14 protein-coding genes are annotated in these 19,765 nt (G+C 73.1%); 12 read left to right on the top strand and 2 right to left on the bottom strand.

The genetic code is table 11. From position 1 onward, the window contains the following. The first annotated feature begins 155 nt into the window (after positions 1 to 155). The 8 genes from V1L54_RS05805 to V1L54_RS05840 all read left to right on the top strand — a co-directional run bounded on the left by V1L54_RS05805 (position 156) and on the right by V1L54_RS05840 (position 8,316). Positions 156 to 1,352 carry a S1 family peptidase gene (locus V1L54_RS05805; RefSeq protein ID WP_330116785.1) on the top strand — a complete coding sequence of 399 codons (1,197 nt, stop codon included), beginning with the start codon at positions 156 to 158 and terminating at the stop codon, positions 1,350 to 1,352. A gap of 258 nt (positions 1,353 to 1,610) precedes the next feature. Then, positions 1,611 to 2,942, top strand: a complete 1,332-nt coding sequence (locus V1L54_RS05810; RefSeq protein ID WP_330116786.1) for an ABC transporter substrate-binding protein — start codon at positions 1,611 to 1,613, stop codon at positions 2,940 to 2,942. Beyond that, positions 2,939 to 3,889, top strand: coding sequence for a carbohydrate ABC transporter permease (locus V1L54_RS05815; protein ID WP_443076502.1), 951 nt, complete (start codon positions 2,939 to 2,941; stop codon positions 3,887 to 3,889). Before V1L54_RS05810 ends, V1L54_RS05815 begins: the two co-directional genes overlap by 4 nt. Next, complete coding sequence (locus V1L54_RS05820; RefSeq protein ID WP_330116787.1) at positions 3,886 to 4,827, top strand: carbohydrate ABC transporter permease; 942 nt, start codon at positions 3,886 to 3,888, stop codon at positions 4,825 to 4,827. The genes V1L54_RS05815 and V1L54_RS05820 overlap by 4 nt, the downstream gene beginning before the upstream one ends. Before the next feature lie 20 nt (positions 4,828 to 4,847). Then, a complete protein-coding gene (locus V1L54_RS05825) occupies positions 4,848 to 5,837 on the top strand; it encodes a 5-dehydro-4-deoxyglucarate dehydratase (RefSeq protein WP_330116788.1) in 990 nt (329 codons plus the stop codon). Between the two features lie 265 nt (positions 5,838 to 6,102). Further along, positions 6,103 to 6,306, top strand: coding sequence for a cold-shock protein (locus V1L54_RS05830; protein ID WP_100204381.1), 204 nt, complete (start codon positions 6,103 to 6,105; stop codon positions 6,304 to 6,306). 231 nt (positions 6,307 to 6,537) lie between these two features. Further along, complete coding sequence (locus V1L54_RS05835) at positions 6,538 to 7,992, top strand: DEAD/DEAH box helicase (protein WP_330116789.1); 1,455 nt, start codon at positions 6,538 to 6,540, stop codon at positions 7,990 to 7,992. Positions 7,993 to 8,115: 123 nt separating this feature from the next. After that, positions 8,116 to 8,316: a DUF2795 domain-containing protein gene (locus V1L54_RS05840; protein ID WP_330116790.1), complete on the top strand. Its 201-nt coding sequence runs from the start codon at positions 8,116 to 8,118 to the stop codon at positions 8,314 to 8,316. Positions 8,317 to 8,383: 67 nt separating this feature from the next. On the opposite strand, the gene V1L54_RS05845 is transcribed toward V1L54_RS05840, so the two are convergent. Further along, positions 8,384 to 8,590, bottom strand: coding sequence for a hypothetical protein (locus tag V1L54_RS05845; RefSeq protein ID WP_330116791.1), 207 nt, complete (start codon positions 8,588 to 8,590; stop codon positions 8,384 to 8,386). A 188-nt stretch (positions 8,591 to 8,778) separates the two neighbouring features. Here V1L54_RS05845 and V1L54_RS05850 point away from each other — a divergent pair, with 188 nt between their 5' ends. The 3 genes from V1L54_RS05850 to V1L54_RS05860 all read left to right on the top strand — a co-directional run bounded on the left by V1L54_RS05850 (position 8,779) and on the right by V1L54_RS05860 (position 13,050). Then, positions 8,779 to 10,512 (top strand): serine/threonine-protein kinase, encoded by a 1,734-nt coding sequence (locus V1L54_RS05850; protein ID WP_330116792.1) that lies wholly within the window; start codon positions 8,779 to 8,781, stop codon positions 10,510 to 10,512. Then, positions 10,497 to 11,231, top strand: a complete 735-nt coding sequence (locus V1L54_RS05855) for a hypothetical protein (RefSeq protein ID WP_330116793.1) — start codon at positions 10,497 to 10,499, stop codon at positions 11,229 to 11,231. The genes V1L54_RS05850 and V1L54_RS05855 overlap by 16 nt, the downstream gene beginning before the upstream one ends. A gap of 82 nt (positions 11,232 to 11,313) precedes the next feature. Next, the gene (locus V1L54_RS05860; RefSeq protein WP_330116794.1) at positions 11,314 to 13,050 is read left to right on the top strand and encodes a glycoside hydrolase family 13 protein; all 1,737 of its coding nucleotides are present in this window, start codon (positions 11,314 to 11,316) and stop codon (positions 13,048 to 13,050) included. An 835-nt stretch (positions 13,051 to 13,885) separates the two neighbouring features. Here the strand turns inward: V1L54_RS05860 and V1L54_RS05865 are convergent. After that, positions 13,886 to 17,050 (bottom strand): AfsR/SARP family transcriptional regulator, encoded by a 3,165-nt coding sequence (locus V1L54_RS05865; protein ID WP_330116795.1) that lies wholly within the window; start codon positions 17,048 to 17,050, stop codon positions 13,886 to 13,888. Between the two features lie 260 nt (positions 17,051 to 17,310). On the opposite strand from V1L54_RS05865, the gene V1L54_RS05870 reads away from it, so the two are divergent. Next, positions 17,311 to 19,761: an ATP-binding protein gene (locus tag V1L54_RS05870; RefSeq protein WP_330116796.1), complete on the top strand. Its 2,451-nt coding sequence runs from the start codon at positions 17,311 to 17,313 to the stop codon at positions 19,759 to 19,761. Positions 19,762 to 19,765: the final 4 nt, after the last annotated feature.

Genomic DNA, 19,765 nt, shown 5'->3' on the forward strand with positions numbered 1-19,765 from the left:
GCGGGAACGGCCCGTGTCATTGGTATGGACATGCCGAAAGGGACCGCCCTACCCTTCCATTGGACCAGACCTGAGAGCGCTCTCAGACCTGGTCTCCGTCCAGCTCCCCCACCCCGGCCCCGCCGGGTCGGACGACAGCGAGGAGAACACCCCCCATGCCACGTCCCGCAAGACGCACCGCCCGGCGCGCCACCGGCCTGCGCGCGGCCCTGTCCGCGCTGCTCGTGCTGGGCACCCTGACAGCCGCCGGAAGCGCCCTCTCCCCCGCCGCGGCCGCCCCCGCCCCGGCCGGCGGCACCCCCGCTCCCGCGCCGGGGCTGGTGAAGGCCATGGAACGCGACCTGGGCCTGGACGAACGCCGGGCCGAGCGACGGCTGCGGCAGGAGGCCAGGGCCGTGAAGATCGCGCCGCGGGCCGAACGGGCCGCGGGCGCGTCCTTCGGCGGCTCCTGGTTCGACCCCGGCAGCGGCGCGCTGGTCGTCGGCGTGACCAGCGCGGACAAGGCCGCCGCGGTGAAGTCCGCGGGCGCCTCGGCCCGCGTCGTGGAGCACAGCGCGGCGGAACTGGACGCCGCCAAGGCCCGGCTCGACTCCCGCGCCGAGCGCGCGGGCACCCCGGACGGGGTGGTGAGCTGGTACGTCGACCCGCGTGCCAACGGCCTGGTGGTCGAACTCGTCGAGGGCGCCGAACGCGGCGCCGGACTGCGCGCCTTCCTCGCCGACGCGCCGGAGACCGTCCCCGTCACGGTGCGGGAGACGGCCGAGGAGGCGCCCGCCCCCGTGGCCGCGGGCACCGTCGGCGGTGACCCGTACTACACCGGCAACAGCCGCTGCTCCATCGGCTTCTCGGTGGAGGGCGGCTTCGTCACGGCCGGACACTGCGGGAGCACCGGGCAGACCGTCCGGGGCTGGGACGGCTCCGAGATGGGCCGCTTCGAGGGGTCCTCCTACCCCGGCAACGACTACGCCTTCGTCCGGATCGGCCACGGCTGGTGGACCGAGCCGGTCGTGCTGGGCTGGGGCCGGACGCCCGACGCGCTGGTCCGCGGCTCGGCCGAGGCCCCGGTCGGCGCCTCGGTCTGCCGCTCCGGCTCCACCACCCAGTGGCACTGCGGACAGATCCTGGCGAAGAACCAGACGGTCCAGTACCAGGGCGGAGCAGTCCTGCACCAGCTCACCAAGACCAGCGTCTGCGCCGAGCCCGGCGACTCGGGCGGCTCGTACATCAGCGGTGACCAGGCCCAGGGCGTGACCTCCGGCGCCTGGGGCAACTGCACCGGCGGCGGGGAGAGCTGGTACCAGCCGGTCAACGAGATCCTGTCGGTGTACGGACTGCGCCTGCGCACCGCCTGACACCGCCGGACACCGCCGGACACCGCCGGAAAACAGCCTTCCGGATCCGTCCGGAACACGTTTGCATATGACGGGCCGCCCGGCCGGGCGGCCCGTCGTCCTGTCCGCGAGGGCGTCTCGGCCGACGGCGCGAACCCTCGGCGGCAGCCGGGAGAACGCATTTCTCCCGAAGTCTTGACGGCCCCGGGGGCCACTCCTAGGGTCTCGGCCAACGTTTAACCCGCTGAAGCGAGTTCATACACATGAACGGAGAAAACCATGCAGCGTTTCTCCAGGGGACCACGGTCCCGCCGGACACGCGGTGCGCTGGCCCTGCTGGTCTCCGGTGCTCTGATCACCACGGCGAGCGGCTGCGGCGGGGAGGACTCCTCCGCCGACTCCGACGCCCCGCTGGAGGTCTGGACGCGCAGCGCCCCGGACCCCGCCGCCACCTACAAGAAGATCTTCGCCGCCTTCACCGAGAAGACCGGCATCAAGGTCAACTACCAGCCCGTCGTCGAGTTCGACAAGCAACTGCAGTCGCGCGCCTCCTCCAAGAACCTGCCGGACGTGATGATCAACGACAGCGGTTCGATGGGCACCTACCAGTCCCAGGGCCTGCTGCTGCCCGTCGACCGCGAGTCCATCGCCGGGCAGGACGACATCTCCGAGGACACCTGGAAGAGCACCGTCGGCCTGGACGGCGACCACTACGGCATCCCCTTCTCCCGCCAGGCGCAAGTGACGCTCATCCGCAAGGACTGGCGCGAGAAGGTCGGCCACCCGGTGCCCGAGACCTGGGAGGACCTGGCGAAACTGGCCGAGGCCTTCACCACCGAGGATCCCGACGGCAACGGCAAGGACGACACCTACGGCATGGTGGTGCCCGGCAGCACCGAGCGCGGCTACCTCTCCTGGTGGGCCTCGTCCTACGTCTGGCAGGGCGGCGGCAGCTACGTCGAGGAGGCCGGTGACGGCAAGTACCGGGCCGCCGTCGACTCCTCCGGCTCGGTCAAGGCCGTCAACTGGATCAAGGAGCAGTTCTGCGAGAAGCGCGTCCAGCCCGGCGCGCTGACCGCCAACACCATGAACGCCCCGCACTTCCAGGAGGGCACCGCCGGCATCTACCACACCGGCGCCTACTACTTCATCCCCTACGACAAGCGCCCCGGGAAGGAGAAGTACGAGGTCATCGCCCCGCCCGCCGGACCGGGCGGCGTCGCCACCCTGGCCGAGGGCGAGAACATCTACTTCGGCGCCGGCTCGAAGAAGACCGAGGCCCAGAAGAAGCTCGCCGAGTTCCTCATCAGCCCCGAGGCCCAGCAGCTCGGCATGAAGACCGAGACCCAGGCCGTGGTGCGGCTGCCGGTCAACACGACCCTCGACGCAGCCGAGGTCCTGGGCGACGACCGCTGGAAGGTCGTGCAGGACATGTACGAGAACTCCTCGCACTCCTTCCCCGAGGCCATCGACTTCACCCCGATCCGGCAGTCCGTCGCCGAGGGCCTCAACAAGCTGTTCGCCGACTGCGGCAGCGACGTGGAGGCCGGGCTGAAGCAGCTCGCCGAGACCGTGGACAAGGAGCTCGAGTCCCAGGACCTGCTGCCGTGACCGCACCCGTCGTCGAACCCCCGCCCCGGCTCAGCCCCGCTCCCCCGGGGAAGAGCCGGGGGCGGGCCCTCCGTCTGGGCCGCCCGTCCCGCCGGTCGCTGACGCCCTGGCTCTTCCTCGCCCCGGGACTGCTGCTGGCGCTCGTCTTCAAGTTCATCCCCATGTTCGAGGGCATCCGGCTGAGCCTGTACGAGGTCCAGCCGTTCCTCGGCAACCAGTGGGTGGGGCTGGAGAACTACACAACGGTGCTCCAGGACGACCGCTGGCGCGAGGCCATGGGCCACACCCTGCTGCTCGGCGGCGGGCAGGCCTTCGGCGCGCTGGTGGTCGGCTTCCTGCTCGCCCTGCTGCTGGAGGGCCAGTCCCGCTCGCTGTGGCTGGTGCGCACCGCCGTCTTCCTGCCGGTGGTCACCGCGATCGCCGTGGTCGGCGAGGTCTGGCGGCTGCTGTACACCCCCACCCCCGACGGCTTCGCCAACTCGGTGCTGGGCTTCCTCGGCCTGGGCCCGCTGCCGTTCCTCTCCAGCCCCGACAGCGCGCTGTGGTCGGTGATGACCGTCGGCATCTGGATCGGCGCCCCCTACAACATGGTGATCATCCTCGCCGGCCTGTCCGGAGTGGACCGCACGCTGTACGAGGCGGCCGCCGTCGACGGCGCCTCGATACGGCAGCGGCTGCGCCACATCACCCTCCCGGCGCTGCGCCCGGCCATCACCATCGTGCTCACCCTGGCCGCCATCCGCAGCCTGCGGATCTTCACCGAGGTCTACGTCCTCACCGGGGGCGGCCCGGCCGGCTCCACCGAGGTGTGGATGACCCGGGTGTTCTCCCTGGGCTTCACCCGCAACGACATCGGTGTCGCCTCGGCGGCCTCGATGCTGCTGCTGGCCGTGACCCTGGTGCTGACGGTGGCCGTCCAGTACTTCCGCCGGAGGGCCGAACGATGACCACCACCCTCGACAAGACCGCCGGCGAGGCCGGTGGCGGGACCGCCCGTCCGGCCGCTCGCCGCCCCACCACGGACAGCCGGCGCTTCGACACCGCACTGGGCTGGTCGCCCCGGCTGGGCCCGTCGCTGGTACTGCGCGTGCTGCTGTGCGCACTGGCGCTGTTCGTCTTCGCCTCGCCCTTCCTGGTGATCATCTCCGGCGCCTTCGACAACGACACCCGCACCACCGCGCTGTCCCTGTTCCCCGGCGACATCACCCTGCGCAACTTCACCGTCGCCGGGGACCGAGGCGTGTGGAGCTACTTCGCCAACTCCCTGGTCATCGCGGGCGGCGGGCTGCTGCTGCAGATGACCGTGTCGGTACTGGCCGCCTACTCGCTGGCCCGGCACCGGTTCCGCGGGCAGGCGCTGGTGCTGATGCTGTTCCTGCTCACCATGATGCTTCCCGAGGAGATCATCGCCGTTCCGCTGTCCCTGGTCATCGGCGATCTGCCGGTACTGGACATCAGCCTGAAGGGCACCGTCCTCGGCGTCATCATGCCCGTCGGCATCTGGGGCTTCTCGGTACTGGTGATGACCGAGTTCATGAAGGAGATACCCACCGAGATCGAGGAGGCCGCCCGCCTGGACGGGCTCGGGGAGCTCCGGCTGCTGTGGCAGATCGTCCTGCCGCTGTGCCGACCGGCCCTCGGTGTGATCGGCATCTTCGGCTTCCTGATGATCTGGGACCAGTACCTGCTGCCCCTGATCGCGGCCAACGATCCCAGTGACTACACCCTGACCGTCGCGCTCGCCGTCCTGCGCACCGACGTCGAGGTGGGGTCGGGGGTCCTGCTGGCCGGAGCATTCATCGCCCTCCTGCCCAGTCTGATCGTCTACCTGTGCCTGCAGGGCTCCCTCATCCGCGGCATCACCGCGGGCGCGACGAAGGGTTGAGCAAGGAGATGACCACACCCATGGACGCACCCGACACACTCACCGCCCCCCGCGGGAACACCCGTACGGACACCGCCGGGCGGCCCGCCCGGGAGGGGGGCGAGCGGCGGCTCGACGGCCTGCTGTTCTTCCCCGTCACGCCCTTCGCCCCCGGCGGGGAGGTCGACGAGGACCTCCTGGCCCGGCACATCGACGACGGGGTGAAGGCCGGGGCGGGCGCGGTGTTCGTCGCCTGCGGCACCGGCGAGTTCCCCGCGCTCTCCCTGGAGGAGATCGAGGCCTGCACCCGGGTGGCCGTGGCGGCCACCGCCGGACGGGTCCCGGTCTACGCCGCCGCGGGCGGCCCGCTGCCGATCGCCCGCTCCCAGGCGCGGTGCGCCGAGCGGGTCGGCGCCGACGGACTGCTGCTGTTGCCGCCCTACCTGGTCTCCAGCCCCCCGCAGGGACTTCTGCGGTACGTCGAGGAGGTCGCCGCCGCCTCCGCCCTGCCGGTCATCGTCTACCAGCGGGCCAACGCCGTCCTCACCCCGCACAGCGCCGCCGAGCTCACCCGGCTGCCCGGTGTCATCGGGATCAAGGACGGCCTGGGAGACATGGAGCTGATGCACCGCATCGTGCGCGCGGTGCGGCGCGAGGCGGGCGAGGACTTCCTCTTCTTCAACGGCCTGCCCACCGCCGAGATGACCATGCACGCCTACCGGGCCATGGGGGTCCCCCTGTACTCCTCGGCCGCCTTCGCCTTCGCCCCGGAGGTCGCCCTGGACTTCCACCGGGCGTTCACCGGCGGGGACGACGCCCGGGCGCGGCTGCTGCTCGACGAGTTCTTCGTGCCGCTGGTCACCCTGCGCAACGAGGTGCCCGGCTATGCCGTTTCCCTGGTCAAGGCGGGGGTGCGGATGCGCGGGCTGCCCGTGGGCGGAGTCCGCGCGCCCCTGATGGACCCCACTCCGGCGCATCTGGACCGGCTGGAGAAGCTCGTCGACCACGGCCTGCGGCTGGTGACGGCGTAGGGACGACCGGAGGGCCGGCCGGGCGGCCGGCCCTCCCCCCCTCCTTCTTCACCTTCCCGGCCCGGCCCGCCAACGGCTCCGGTGGCTGTGTTAGCCTGACTTCAGTTGCAGTTTTGGTACCCATGAACGTTGTGCGCGCCTGACGGTTTGTGACCTTCGGGCGCGTTTTGTTTTTCCGGCTCTTCCGGCGGGGTCTCATTGCGGCGACTCGGAGCTCCGCGCAGTGTGGTCCTCCGTTCCTGCCCCCGACATGGAGGAGAACGACATGGCCACCGGTACCGTGAAGTGGTTCAACGCCGAAAAGGGTTTCGGCTTCATCCAGCAGGACGGCGGCGGCGCCGACGTCTTCGCCCACTACTCGAACATCGCCACCCAGGGCTTCCGTGAGCTCCACGAGGGCCAGAAGGTGAGCTTCGACGTCACCCAGGGCCAGAAGGGCCCGCAGGCGGAGAACATCCTCCCCGCCTGAGCCCTCGGCGCCCATCCCCGCGGAGCGTCATCCGACGTCCGCCCCCCCGTGGCGTCACGCGTACCGGGGCCCGCACCTCAAGGTGCGGGCCCCGGTACGTTCCACGGATTCCCGCCCCCCGGCTCCACGTCCCGGCGGGTTCCGCTCCCCCGGCTCGTCCCCTCGATTCCCTCCGGCTGCGCCCGCGGGGTCTTCCTCGGTACGCGCCACCCCGAGGAAGGTCCCTTCCCCATGCCCGCGAATCCCACCGCCCGCTCCACCCGCCGCCGGCCGCCCCGCGCCGCGGCTCCGGCCCGTCCCCGCGTCCGCGGACACGCGGGCGCCCCGCCCCGTGAGGCACCCGCCACGGTGACCGGCACCCCGGGGCTGCCCCCGGCCGCCTCCTTCGCCGAGCTGGCGATGCCCGCCCCGCTGCTGGAGACCCTCGGACACGAGGGCGTCACCGTGCCGTTCCCGATCCAGGCGGCCACCCTGCCCGACTCGCTGGCCGGCCGCGACGTCCTGGGGCGCGGCCAGACCGGTTCGGGCAAGACCCTCGCCTTCGGACTGGCCCTGCTCGCCCGCACCGCCGGGCAGCGTGCCAGACCGGGCCGCCCCCTGGCCCTGGTGCTCGTGCCCACCCGGGAACTGGCCCAGCAGGTCACCGACGCCCTCGCCCCGTACGCCAGGGCCGTCCGGCTGCGGCCGACCACCGTCGTGGGCGGGCTGTCGATCGGCCGCCAGGCGGCCGCCCTCAAGAGCGGCGCCGAGGTGGTCGTCGCGACCCCCGGACGCCTCGCGGACCTGGTCGAGCGCGGCCACTGCCGGCTGGACGAGGTGCGCACCACCGTGCTGGACGAGGCCGACCGGATGGCCGACATGGGTTTCCTGCCGCAGGTCACCGCCCTGCTGGACCAGGTGCGTCCGGACGGCCAGCGGATGCTGTTCTCCGCCACCCTGGACCGGGACGTGGACCGGCTCGTGCAGCGCTTCCTGACCGATCCGGTGGTCCACTCGGTGGACCCCCCGGCGGGCGCCGTCACCACGATGGAACACCACCTGCTGCGGGTGAGCGTCGACGACAAGCAGGCGGCCACCGCCCGCATCGCCGCCCGTGAGGGCCGCGTGATCATGTTCGTGCACACCAAGCGCTCCGCCGACCGGCTGACCCGGCGGCTGCTGGCCGACGGCGTACGGGCCGCCGCGCTGCACGGCGGGAAGTCCCAGAACCAGCGCAACCGCACCCTGGAGCAGTTCCGGGCCGGGCACGCCACGGTCCTGGTGGCCACCGACGTGGCCGCCCGCGGCATCCACGTCGACAGCCTCGACCTGGTCGTCAACGTGGACCCGCCCGCCGACCCCAAGGACTACCTGCACCGCGGCGGCCGCACCGCCCGGGCCGGGGAGTCCGGCAGTGTCGTCACCCTCGTCCTGCCCGACCAGCGCCGTGACGTCGAACGCCTGATGGCCGGAGCAGGGGTGACACCGCGGGTCACCGTGGTGCGCTCCAGCGACCCGGAACTGGCCCGCATCACCGGTGCGAGGATGCCCTCCGGGGTCCCGGTCGTCCTCGACCCGCCGGCCGCCGGGGAGCCCCAGCGCGGCGCCGACGCCCGGCGGGGGCGGCCGCGCCCGGCCCGTGCCCGGCGTACGGCCGCCCCAGCCGCGGGCCGGACCGGACGCGGCCGCCCCCGCCGGACCGCCTGACCGGGCCCGCCCCGGCGTCTCCCGGCCTACGGCCCGCCCCGTTCGGGCGGGCCGTAGGCCTTTCGCGCATACCGCCCGCGTCACCGGGTACCCCGGCCGCCCGAACAGGACAGGAGGCACTCGATGGGCAAGCTGAACAACCCGATCGAACTGCAGAAGGCGCTGGGCGGCGTGGACTACCCCGCCGACCGCGACGCCCTGGTCGAACACGCGAAGAAGAAGGGCGCGAAGGAAGAGGTGGTCAAGGAGCTCTCCGCGCTGAAGAAGGACCGCTTCGACGGCCCGGACGAGGTGAGCAGGGAGGTCTTCGGCAAGGGGGGCTGACACCGCCGGACCACCGGCGTCCGCCCGGGGCGCGGCCGGCCACCGGCCGCGCCCCGGTGCGTGCGGCCTACCGGCGGCCGCCCTCCTCCTGCTCCCCGGTGAGGTCCTCGCGGTCCACACCGGCTTCGGACATGGCGTCCTCCAGCTCCCGTCCGACGTTCCCCCGGTCCTTGTTGGCCGCCTCCGCCCGGCGGGCCGAGTCCTCACCCTGCTCGTCGAAGACGACCTGGTCGGTCTTCTCGGTCTTGGGGCGGCTCTCCTCGGGCATGGTCATGGCGGTCTCCTCACTGTGCTGCCTGTGCGCTCCCCGTCCGTTTCGCAGGGGGACAGCAGAACGCCGTACCCGTTCACGCGCCGCGCATGCGGCCGGCGGGCGGGAACCGCGCACCCCGCCCCGGGTGTCTGAGACGGCGACGGCGGGGCGTGGGGGCGCCCGGCCGGTTCCCGGGGGGGGTGGGACCGATGACCGGATGGACGGTGCCGGGGTACGGGGAGCTGCGCGAGCTGGGCTCCGGCGCGAGCGGACGCGTCGTACTGGCCGTGCACGAGGCCACCGGCACACAGGTGGCCGTGAAGTACCTCGGCGAGACGCTGCTGGGCGACGAGGGCTTTCTGCGCGCCTTCCGCACCGAGGCCCGGCTGCTGGGCGAGCTGCGCTCGCCGTACGTCACGGGCCTGTACGAGTACGTCGAGTCACGGGACGGCGCGCGGCCCGGCGCGGCGATCGTGATGGAGCTGGTGGACGGCGTCGCGCTGCGCGCGCTGCTGCGCCGAGGGGGGCCCACCGGCCCGGAAGCGGCCCTGGTCCTCCTCAAGGGCTCGCTGCTGGGTCTGGCCGCCGCCCACCGGGCCGGTGTGGTGCACCGCGACTACAAACCGGCGAACGTGCTGGTCGCGGCGGACGGTTCGTCCAAGCTGGTGGACTTCGGCATCGCCGCCCGGGACGGCGCCTCCGGCGGGTCCTCGGGCACCCCGCTCTACATGGCGCCGGAGCAGTGGCACGGCGGACCCGCGTCCCCCGCCACCGACGTCTACGCGGCGACCGCGACCTTCTACGAGTGCCTGACCGGTGAGCCCCCCTACCCTGGCGAGAGCCTCGCCGAGCTGGCCGTACGGCACATCAGCGCGCCCGTGCCCGCCGAGCGGGTGCCCGAACCGGTGCGCGGCCTGGTCCTGCGCGGGCTGGCCAAGGACCCCGGGCAGCGGCCGTACGACGCGGCGGCCTTCGTCACCGAGCTGGAGTCGGCGGCGGCCTCCGCGTACGGGGCGGACTGGGAGGAGCGCGGCCGTCGCGCGCTGGCCGCGCTGGCCGCGCTGTTGCCGCTGCTGTTCCCCCTGGCGCAGGGGGGCGCGGCCGGTGGCGCCGACGCGGCCGTCACCGTCCTGGGCGGAGGCGGGAGCGGCAGCGGCAGGGCCGCCGGCCTGCTGGGACGGCACGGCCGGCTGATCGGCGCGGGCGTACTGGCCGTGGCCGGAGTACTGGCCGTGGCGGCGGTCGCCTCCGGCGACGGGAACGGCGCGGACACCGTCCGCGCCGTGGCCACGACCAGCGCGGAGCCCGGCGGAACCGGGGAACCGTCCGGCCGGACGGCGACGACGGGCGGGACGGGCTCACCGTCCGCAGCGCCGTCCTCGTCGGCCACGTCCTCTCCGCCCTCCGCCTCACCCGGTTGGGAGGGCGGCACGGAGGACGGGCCCTCGGAGCACCCGTCGGGGGAGACGGCCGGCACACCTGCGGAGGGAACCCCCCACGGCGGCACGGAGACCGACGGGACCACAGCCGGTACCACCACGGACGGCACGGACGAGGGCGAGGGGGGCGACGGGGACGACGAGGCCCCGGACTCCGGCGAGCCCTCCGCCGCGACGGAGGTCCGCACGGTGACGGCCGCAGGCCTGACCCAGACCGGCGCCACCACCGCCACCGCGACCGTGCGGGTGGCCACCAGCGGGACCGGCCCGGTGACCCTGACCGTCGGCTGGCACCTCAGCGGCACCGAGGGCACACCGGGCAGACAGGACGGCAGCCGCACCTACCGGCTGAGCGGCGACACCGCCTACAGCCTCACCGTCGACCACGCCTTCGGCGCCGAGGGCTGCCACGACTACTGGGGCGTGCGCGCCGCCACGGATCCGGCCGCCGCCGGCGGCGGCTCCTTCCAGCAGATCCGGAACCGGCAGTGCGGTCTGCGATGACCGGCGGGGAGTACCGGTACGGCGCGGGTGACGAGGCACGGCCCCGTCGTCCGCCCCGCGCGCACCGCTCCGGAGCGGGCCCACCGGAGGACCCACCCGCACCCGCACCCGACGACACCTACAGCGCGACTCTCCTGGGCACCCACTGGGGCCAGACCCCGGTTCCGGACACCCGCCTTCCGGCCCCGGCCCCCGGCGACCCGGCGGGCGGGGTGCTGCGCTTCGGGCCGGGAGTGCCCCGCGGCGGGACCGGCGCGGCCCCGGCGGCGTCCGCGTGGCACGGCGCCCCGCCGCCCGGCCGTCCGGCTCCCGGTACGGCGCGCCGCCGGCCGTGGCCGCGCCGGTGGGCCCTGGCCGCCGCCCTCCTGCCGGCCGTCCTGGCGTACCCGGCCTGGCAGTGGCTGGGCCCGGAGCTGACGGTCGAGCAGGTGGCGGTGCGCGCCGATCCCGCCGGCCCCGGCTGCGACGGCACCGCCGACGTGGTGGGCGTGGTGACCACCAACGGGTGGTCCGGGACGATCCGCTACCGCTGGCTGCGCGACGGCGGCACCTCCTCCGGCGTCCTGGAGGAGAAGGTCGCCCGGGGGCAGCGGGAGGCCCGGCTGCATCTGCTGTGGACCTTCCGCGGCGAGGGCGTCCGGCAAGCCTCCGCCCGGCTGGAGATCCTCTCCCCCGGCAGCCGCGCGGCGAGCGCGGACTTCACCTACCGGTGCCCGTGAAGCCCGTGCGCGTCACGCCCGCGCCGTCCGGGTAGGCGTCCTCCCCGGGGGGGACGTACCGCCGGGGATGCGAGGTTCGACTTTGACCGTCAACGCCGACGAGCCGTGGTGGAAGACCGCCGTCGTCTACCAGATCTATCCGCGCAGCTTCGCCGACTCCGACGGCGATGGCGTCGGCGACCTGCGCGGCATCACCCAACGGCTGGACCACCTCGCCGAGTTGGGCGTCGACGTGCTGTGGCTCTCCCCGGTGTACCCGTCCCCGCACGACGACAACGGCTACGACATCAGCGACTACCGCGGCATCGACCCCCTTTTCGGCACTCTGGAGGACTTCGACGAGCTGCTGGCCGCGGTGCACGCGCGCGGCATGCGGCTGATCATGGACCTGGTCGTCAACCACACCAGCGACGAACACCCGTGGTTCGTCTCCTCCCGGGACGGCGGTCCCGGCGGTCCGGCGCGCGACTGGTACTGGTGGCGCCCGGCCCGGCCGGGCGCCGTCCCCGGCACCCCGGGCGCCGAGCCGAACAACTGGGGCTCGTTCTTCTCCGGTCCGGCCTGGGAGTACGACCCGGCGAGCGGCGAGTACTACCTGCACCTGTTCTCCCGGAAGCAGCCCGATCTGAACTGGGAGAACCCCCGGGTCCGGCAGGCGGTGTACGCCATGATGCGCTGGTGGCTGGAGCGCGGCGTCGACGGCTTCCGGATGGACGTCATCAACCTGCTCTCCAAGGACCCGGCCCTGCCCGACGGCGAGGTGCCCGGGGGCGGCCGGTGGGGCGACGGCTCCCCGTACTACGTCTGCGGCCCGCGTATCCACGAGTACCTGGCCGAGATGCACCGGGAGGTGTTCGCGCCCCATCCCGGGACGCTGCTGACGGTCGGTGAGATGCCGGGGGTGACCGTCGAGCAGGCGCGGCTGTTCACCGACCCGGCGCGGGCCGAGGTCGACATGGTGTTCACCTTCGAGCACGTCGGGCTCGACCACGGTCCCGGCGGCAAGTTCGAACCGCGCCCGCTGCGGCTGCCGGAGTTGAAGGCGACGATGGCCCGCTGGCAGGAGGGGCTGGGCGAGGTGGGCTGGAACAGCCTGTACTGGGGCAACCACGACCAGCCCCGTGCCGTCTCCCGCTTCGGTGACGACAGCCCCCGCCACCGGACGCGTTCGGCCACCGCCCTGGCCACCGTGCTCCATCTGCACCGCGGTACGCCGTACGTCTACCAGGGCGACGAACTGGGCATGACCAACGCCCCCTTCGCCGCGATCGACGACTTCCGCGATCTGGAGTCGCTCCGCCACCACGCTGAGGAGACCGCCCACGGCGCCGACCCGGCGGCGGTGCTGGACGCGCTGCGCGCGATGGGCCGCGACAACGCCCGTACCCCCATGCAGTGGGACGCCACCGCCCACGCCGGCTTCACCACCGGTACGCCCTGGCTGCCCGTCAACCCCAACCACACCGAGATCAACGCTGCCGCCCAGCGCGCCGACCCGGCCTCCGTCCTCCACCACCACCGCCGGCTGATCGAACTGCGGCACACCGAACCGGCCGTCGCCTTCGGCGACTTCACCCTGCTGCTGCCGGACGACGAGCGGATCTGGGCCTTCCTGCGCCGCCACGAGCCCGCCCCGGGCGAGGTCACCGAGCTGCTGGTGCTGGCCAACCTCGGTTCGGAGCCTGCCCGTTGCCCCGTCCCGGACGGCTGGGCGGGCACCGAGGTCCTGATCACCAACCACCCGGGCGGCGTCCCCCTGACCTCCCCCGCCGTCACCCTCATCCCCTGGGAGGCCCGCGTCCACCGCCGCGTCCGCTGAACGGCCGTTGGGCGGACTTCGCGAACCATTACCGCAGGGAGGGCCCTTTCGGCAGCGGCCCCGTTGACGTGCGTGCGGCCCCTTGGAACCGTCTGCGGCGGTCAGCCGCATCGAACGTTTTTCACGGCCCGGATATCCGGGCGATCGAACGAGGCTTCCAAGGGGCACACACGCTCCAGGCGCCGGGGCCGCAACGAAGGCGTTGTCCGCCACGGCAGCTGGTCGCTTGCACCACGACCGCTGCCGAGGCACCGCCCCGCACACACTGGTACACACACGTACAGCGCGACGGAGCCCTCGTACAACGAGGTGCGTGCGGCTTGGCGGCCGTGCCCGATCCCGTATCTCGGTCGTTTCCCGCATGTGTCGAAAAGGGGACAACCAACAGAGAGTCGGCGCACGCAGGAGACTCCCGCCACCGGAAGCACCGGAGGCGGGGCGCGGTGAAGGGCGTGTCCCGGGCGGCGTCCCGGGCGTTGGCCACGCCCCTCACCGCAGGGCCGCGTCCATGCTTGCCTCATGGACGCGGCCTGCTCAGTGCCCCATGCACACCACCAGCACCAGGTGCGCCATGACGGTGATCCCTATCGCGATCGTACCCATGTTCTTCTCTCCACCCGGCGTTGGCGTTGGCGTCGACGCCGGGTTTGCAATAGCGACTATTGGACCCTGTAGAAGCGCGCCCCGCGATCGCGTGATCGCCAAGGGCGGTCCAAGATCATGGTAGCCGCTCCGGCGCTGGCCGCCGACACGCCGGGTATGTCTGCATACCCCGTGGAGAAGCCGCTGATTGGCGACTTAGGGCTGGAGCGAAGGAGCCGTTCGACGCCAGGCGTCAGGCGGTCTCGCCACCGACCGCCCGGCCACTCTCCCGGGAGGAGCTTCCCTGTTGCTCACTCTTCGCACCTGCATCCAAATTGCGACGGGTACGCAACTCCGTGAGCGCTCTCAGAATTCCCGTCTCCTCGCCCGCCGCGTGAGCGCGGCGGGCGAGCTCGAGTGCGGCCTCCAGCCGTTCGGCGGCCTGCCGCACCCGCCCCAGCTTCCACTCGGCGAGACCCAGTTCGCGCAGCGCCTGGATCTCCTCTCCCGCCGCCCCGATCCCGCGGGCCAGTGCCAGGGCCGTCTCGTACCGCGCGACCGCCTCCTCGGCACATCCTCTGGCACGAAGTGCCGTGCCAATGCCGATGTGGCTGATGGTCTCGTTCCGTCGGTCACCCACCGAGCGGAACGTCGAAAGCGCCTCCTGGAACAGGTCGTGAGCCTCGTCGGTGTTTCCGGAGGCCTGGGCGACTTCGGCCAGATTCATCTGGAAGGTGGCCCGGTCGACACTGTTGCCGACGGTCCTGGAGATTTCCAGGGCTTCCCGGTAAGAACGGAGAGCAAGCTCGAGGTTCCCCTGTTGCCGGTGTACTTCCCCGATGTTGTTGAGCGTGCGGTAGAGACCTCGCCGGTCACCGACAGCCCGGAAACCGCCGACTGCCTCCCGGAATCTCTCCAGGGACTTCTCCGTCTCCCCCAGGTGCAGCAGGACGATTCCCAGGGCGTTCAGCGCCCGGGCCTGCTGGAGCCGGTCACCGCGGCGAGTGCGCAACGCCAACGCGCGCTGCTGGTACGACAGAGCCTTCGGATAGTGACCGCTGTGCCAGGAGACAAGGCCCAACTGGTGGAGGGCCTCCGCCTCCACCTCCTCGTCGCCGGTCTCGCGGGCGAGCCGGATCGCGTGTTCCGCGGACTCGACGACCGTCTCGTACGCCCCGGTGCGCGTGCACACGGCTCCGAGGTCGAGCAGCGCCCGTGCCTCCGCCTCCTTGTCCTCCATGCCGCGCCAGTGACCGACCGCCTCGCGCAACAGCGGCTCGGCGATCGCCCAGTGCCCCTCGGTCTCCAGGAATCCGGCGAGGACATGGACGAGAAGGGCCGTCTCACAGGGCGGTCGGTGCGCGCGGGAGTACTCCAGTGCCGCCAGCAGGTTGGCGCTCTCGGCGGCGAACCATCCCTGCGGGTCCACGTCCTCGGAACGGCGCGTGGTCGCTGGGCCCGGAGATCCGTGGCCGGCGACCATACGCGTCCGGTGCGGGTACATCCGCCGGTCGGCGGTATCCGCCGTACGCAGATAGTGGTCGAGGAGCCGCTGTACCGTCCGTTCCGCCCACCGGCTCTCCCTCTCGGTCACCGCCAGCGCGCGGGCGTACTCCCGCAGCAGGTCGTGCATGCGGTACCGGTACGGGGAGGGTTCCGTCAGCAGGTGGCAGTCGGTGAGTTCCTCGAGGACGCGGTCGGCCTCCCCGGGCCGGAGCCCGGTCAGTGCGACGGCGGCGTCGAAACCGACGTCCGGCCCCAGGTACAGGCCCATCCGACGGAAGGCCGCCTGCTGGCCGACGGTGAGGGCCTGGTAGGAGAACCAGAACGCCCCCGCTATCTCCCGGTTCGCGTCGCGGATCTCCGTGAGGCGCTCCCCGCTGCACGCCAGCCGCTCGATGAGGTCCGCGGCCGTCCAGGAGGTTCGGGAGACGAAACGGCTGGCGACGATGTCGATCGCCAGGGGCAGATGCCCGCACAGGCGCACGATCTCCGCGGTCTCGGTGTCGTCGGGCACCCTGTCGGGGCCCACCCGGCGCCGGAACAGTTCCACGGCCTCGTCCTGGGGGAGTACGTCCATGGAGATCGGGTGGGCGCCCGCCAGGCCGGTGAGCCGGCGCCGGCTGGTGATCATCACCAGGGACGGGGAGGCGCCCGGCAGCAGCGGGCGGACCTGCTCCGGGCCCGCCGCGTCGTCCAGGATCACCACCGCGCGCCGGTCCGCCATCAGAGTGCGCCAGCGGGCGGTGAGCCCGCCCAGCGTCTGCGGAAGCCCGTGCCCCGGAAGGCCGAACAGGCGCAGCAGTTCGGCCAGCGCGGCCTGAGGGGTGAGAGGTTCCTGGACGGGGTCGTGGCCGCGGAGTTCGAGACGGATCCAACCGTCGGGATAGCGGTCGCGGAGCTGGTAGGCGACATGCACGGCCAGCGAGGTCTTCCCGACTCCCGCCATGCCGTCGATCGCCTCCAGGGCGACGACGCGCACAGCCGGACCGGCGGCCCTGGTGGCCGCAGCCAGCAGCCTGTCGACCTCGCCGCGCCGGCCGACCCAGGAGATGTCCGGCGGCAGGTTGTCGGGAGGCCGCACCTGCCCGGCGGCGGACGGCTCGGGTGGCGGGGCGAGGCGGGGCGGAGGGGACGCGGCCGGGCCGTGCGGCAGCAACTCGGCGACCGGTGCCCGCTTCGCGATGCCCTCCTGGACACGACGCAGCCGCTCCCCGCCGCCCGCCCCCGTCTCCCGGTACAGCCGACGCTGCATGTCCCGCAGAAGGCGGTCGGCGTCGGCCGTCCGGCCGGATCCGTACAGGCCCAGAGCCAGCATTTCGGTCAGCGACTCGTCCAGGGGAAGCCGTTCCGCCATGGGCGACAGCAGCGCCACGGCATCGGCACAGCGGCCGAGGGCCAGCAGAGCGCTCGCACGCCGGACGGTGGCCGCGGACCGCTTCCGTGCGAGCTCGCCGCGGACCTCTTCGGCCCACAGTCCGGCCGTCCCGGCCAGGGGTTCGCCCCGCCACAGCCGGTCGGCCTCGTCGAGCCGGTGCAGCGCCTCCTGCTGGTCGCCGTGTTCGGCCGAGTTCCCGGCGCTGTCGACGAGGCCGAGGTAGCGGCGTACGTCGACCGCCTCGGGGGCGATGCCGAGCGTGTACGTCTGCGCGTGTCTGGTAAGCGGCGGCGCATCCGCTCCGCCGAGCCGCGCCAGGACACCGCGGATCCTCGACACCTTCGGATAGAGGTTGTCGCGCGCCCGCGCGGGCGGAATGTCGTCCCAGACCCGGTGAATCAGCGTGTCGATCTCCACCGGACGACCGGCTTCCCACGCGAGTACGGCGAGGACCAGGCGTTCCTTGGCCGAACCGAGCCTGCCGTACCGGTCGCCGACCTGAAGCTCGACAGGCCCGAAAAGCAATATGCGGAACCCCACCAGCGCCCCCTCCCGCCGGTACCGCATTGCGGTGAAAAAGCATGACAGGCCGCCAGCTCCAAGGGCTAGAGGGCGAAACCGCAACGACCGAAAGCAATCGCATTGTGCTGATGCCGATCAATCGCATTACGCCAGTAGTGATCAATTCTGACCGCCGCTGGGCATTACCTGAAGTGGAGGCGGAAAGCGGGGCGGAAGTGATCAGAGCCGGTATCCGGTGCCGTGGCACCGGCACGCCGAAGGCAGAGGGGGACGGTCACATGTGGGAAGAGGGACTGGTGGAGGTGCTCGGCCGAGCTCTGGCACCGGATGCCACCGAGTGGGAGGCCGCCGCTCGTCAGGAGGAGGCCGCCGCCCGTCAGGAGCTGGCGCGGCTACTGGGACCTGCCCCCGAGTGGGACACGGAACTGGCCGCGGCGTGGCGGGCCGCGGCGGGCGGCAGTCCGGACGGCGTGCGGAATCTCGCCACCGTCCTGGTGCGGCGCGCGGCCGGGGACGGCCGGTTGGCCGGTGCCCTGCGGGAGTGGTTGGACGCCCGCCCCGCCCCGTCCGCATTAGAAGGCGGCGGCTCCCACACCAACACCATCGGCGGCGCCGCCCGCCTCCACGGTCCCACCGTGCAGGCCCGGGACGTCCACGGCGGCATCCACGTCCACCAGGCTCCCGCCACCGCCCCGCCCCGCCTCCCGACGCCCCGCCAGCTCCCGCCGGTCGGCGCCCGGCTGGCGGGGCGGGAGGAGGACCTGCGTGCCCTGGACGCGCTGCGCGCGGCCCATCCCCCCACCGCGCCGCAGCTCGTGGTGGTCAGCGGGCCGCCGGGGGTGGGCAAGACCGTTCTGGCGTCCTGGTGGCTGCACAAACTGGCCGACGACTTCCCCGACGGGCAGCTCTACGCCGACCTCGGGGGCCACTCCCCCACCGGTCCGGTCCGGCCCGCCGACGTACTCGACCGCTTCCTGCGTTCCATGGGCATGACGGCGCCACCGGGCGATCCGGCCGAACAGGCCGCGCTGTGGCGTTCGGTCACCGCCGACCTGCGGCTGGCCGTCCTCCTCGACGACGCCGCCACGGCCGCCCAGGTACGCCCGCTGCTCCCCGGCACACCCGGCGGTCTCACCGTCGTCACCAGCCGACAGCGGCTGACCGGTCTGGTCGTCGACGGCGCGGCGGTACACCACCTGCGCGCCCTGGAGCCGGACGCGGCCCTGGAGTTGCTGCGGAGCGGCGGCGGCGACCGGGTGGTCCGCGATCCCGACACCGCCCGCCGGGTCGTCAGGCTGTGCGCCTTCCTGCCGCTGGCCGTGAGCCTGGCCGCCGCCCAGCTGGCGGCCCGGCCCCGGCAGCCGCTGTCCGCGCTGGCCGGCGCGCTGGACCGGGAGCTGGGTCCGCTGGAGGCCTTGCGGGTGGAAGGGGATGCGGCGGTCCGTACGGCGCTGGACGAGTCCTACCGTGCGCTGCCCGACGGTGCCGCGCGGGTCTACCGGCGGCTGGGACTGCTCCCGGTGACCCACTACGACACGCCGATGGCCGCCGCCGTCTGCGCCCTGTCCCCGGAGGACACCGAGGAGGTACTGGGCCTGCTCGTCGAGACGAACCTGTTGGAGGACGCCGGGGCGGACCGCGTCCGCTTCCACGATCTGGTCCGGCTGCACGCCGCCCAGCGTGCCCGGGCCGAGGAGGGAGGCGAGGCCCGGCGGGAGGTGGCCCGGCGGTTCGTGGACTGGTGTCTGCACACCGCGACGGCGGCCGAGGCGATCCTCTCCCCCGCCCACCGCACGCTCGCCCGGCACTACGAGTACCCGCCCGCCGATCCCCCGGACTTCGGGGACGGTACGGCGGCGCTGGCCTGGCTGGACGTCCACCGGAACAGTCTGATGGCCGCGGTGCGGCTCGCCGGGGAGTCCGGCTGGGACGCCGCCGTCTGGCAGCTCGCCGACGCCATGTGGCCGCTGTTCCTGCGGCTGCGCCCCAGCGAGCTGTGGGTCGAGGCCCACACCCTCGGACTGGCCGCCGCCCGGCGGGACGGGGACCGCGAGGCGGTGGGACGGATGCTCACCTCGGGCGGCAACGGGCTGCGGAACGCGGGCCGGATCGAGGAGGCGGCCGACTGGTACGGGCAGGCACTGCGGCACGCCGAGGAGGAGGGGGACGTGCGCGGACAGGCACAGGCCCTCAACGGGCTGGGCAACGCACGGCTGCGGACCGGCCGGCTCGACGAGGCCGAGGAGTACTTCCGCCGGGCACTCGTCCTGCGCGAGTCCATCGGGTACGAACGGGGCGCCGCGCTCTCGCGGCTGTGCCTGGGGGAGACCGCGCTGGCCCGGGGCGACCACGACCGGGCAGCCGGGTACCTGTCCCGGGCGTACGACGATCTGACCGCGGTCGACGACGCCTACGACGCCGCGCGGGCCCTGGCCCTTCTCGGGCACACCACCGCCTGCGCGGGCGACCCGGCGGGCGGAGAGGAGCGTCTGCGGCGGGCGCTCACCGCCTTCGAGGCGACCGGTTCGGCGCACTGGCGGGCCCGCACCCTGGAGCTGCTCGGGCTGACGGCCCGCCGGGCGGGCGACGAGGAGCGGGCCCGGGAGCTGCTGCGGCGCTCCCTGGAGACCTACCGGCCCGTCAGCCCGGTCGACGCGCGCCGGCTGGCGGGCCGGCTCCGGACACCGGACGACGCCGGAGCCGGAACCGGTCCCGTCGAAGGCGGCTGACCGG

Origin of the sequence: Streptomyces rubellus (assembly GCF_036323805.1) — a bacterium.
Taxonomy (GTDB): Bacteria; Actinomycetota; Actinomycetes; order Streptomycetales; family Streptomycetaceae; genus Streptomyces.

Excerpts from the sequence above, each read along its gene's own strand:
- V1L54_RS05805 (WP_330116785.1), top strand. The coding sequence starts at position 156 with ATGCCACGTCCCGCAAGACGCACCGCCCGGCGCGCCACCGGCCTGCGC.
- V1L54_RS05810 (WP_330116786.1), top strand. The coding sequence starts at position 1,611 with ATGCAGCGTTTCTCCAGGGGACCACGGTCCCGCCGGACACGCGGTGCG.
- V1L54_RS05820 (WP_330116787.1), top strand. The coding sequence starts at position 3,886 with ATGACCACCACCCTCGACAAGACCGCCGGCGAGGCCGGTGGCGGGACC.
- V1L54_RS05825 (WP_330116788.1), top strand. The coding sequence starts at position 4,848 with ATGGACGCACCCGACACACTCACCGCCCCCCGCGGGAACACCCGTACG.
- V1L54_RS05830 (WP_100204381.1), top strand. The coding sequence starts at position 6,103 with ATGGCCACCGGTACCGTGAAGTGGTTCAACGCCGAAAAGGGTTTCGGC.
- V1L54_RS05835 (WP_330116789.1), top strand. The coding sequence starts at position 6,538 with ATGCCCGCGAATCCCACCGCCCGCTCCACCCGCCGCCGGCCGCCCCGC.
- V1L54_RS05840 (WP_330116790.1), top strand. The coding sequence starts at position 8,116 with ATGGGCAAGCTGAACAACCCGATCGAACTGCAGAAGGCGCTGGGCGGC.
- V1L54_RS05845 (WP_330116791.1), bottom strand. The coding sequence starts at position 8,590 with ATGACCATGCCCGAGGAGAGCCGCCCCAAGACCGAGAAGACCGACCAG.
- V1L54_RS05850 (WP_330116792.1), top strand. The coding sequence starts at position 8,779 with ATGACCGGATGGACGGTGCCGGGGTACGGGGAGCTGCGCGAGCTGGGC.
- V1L54_RS05870 (WP_330116796.1), top strand. The coding sequence starts at position 17,311 with ATGTGGGAAGAGGGACTGGTGGAGGTGCTCGGCCGAGCTCTGGCACCG.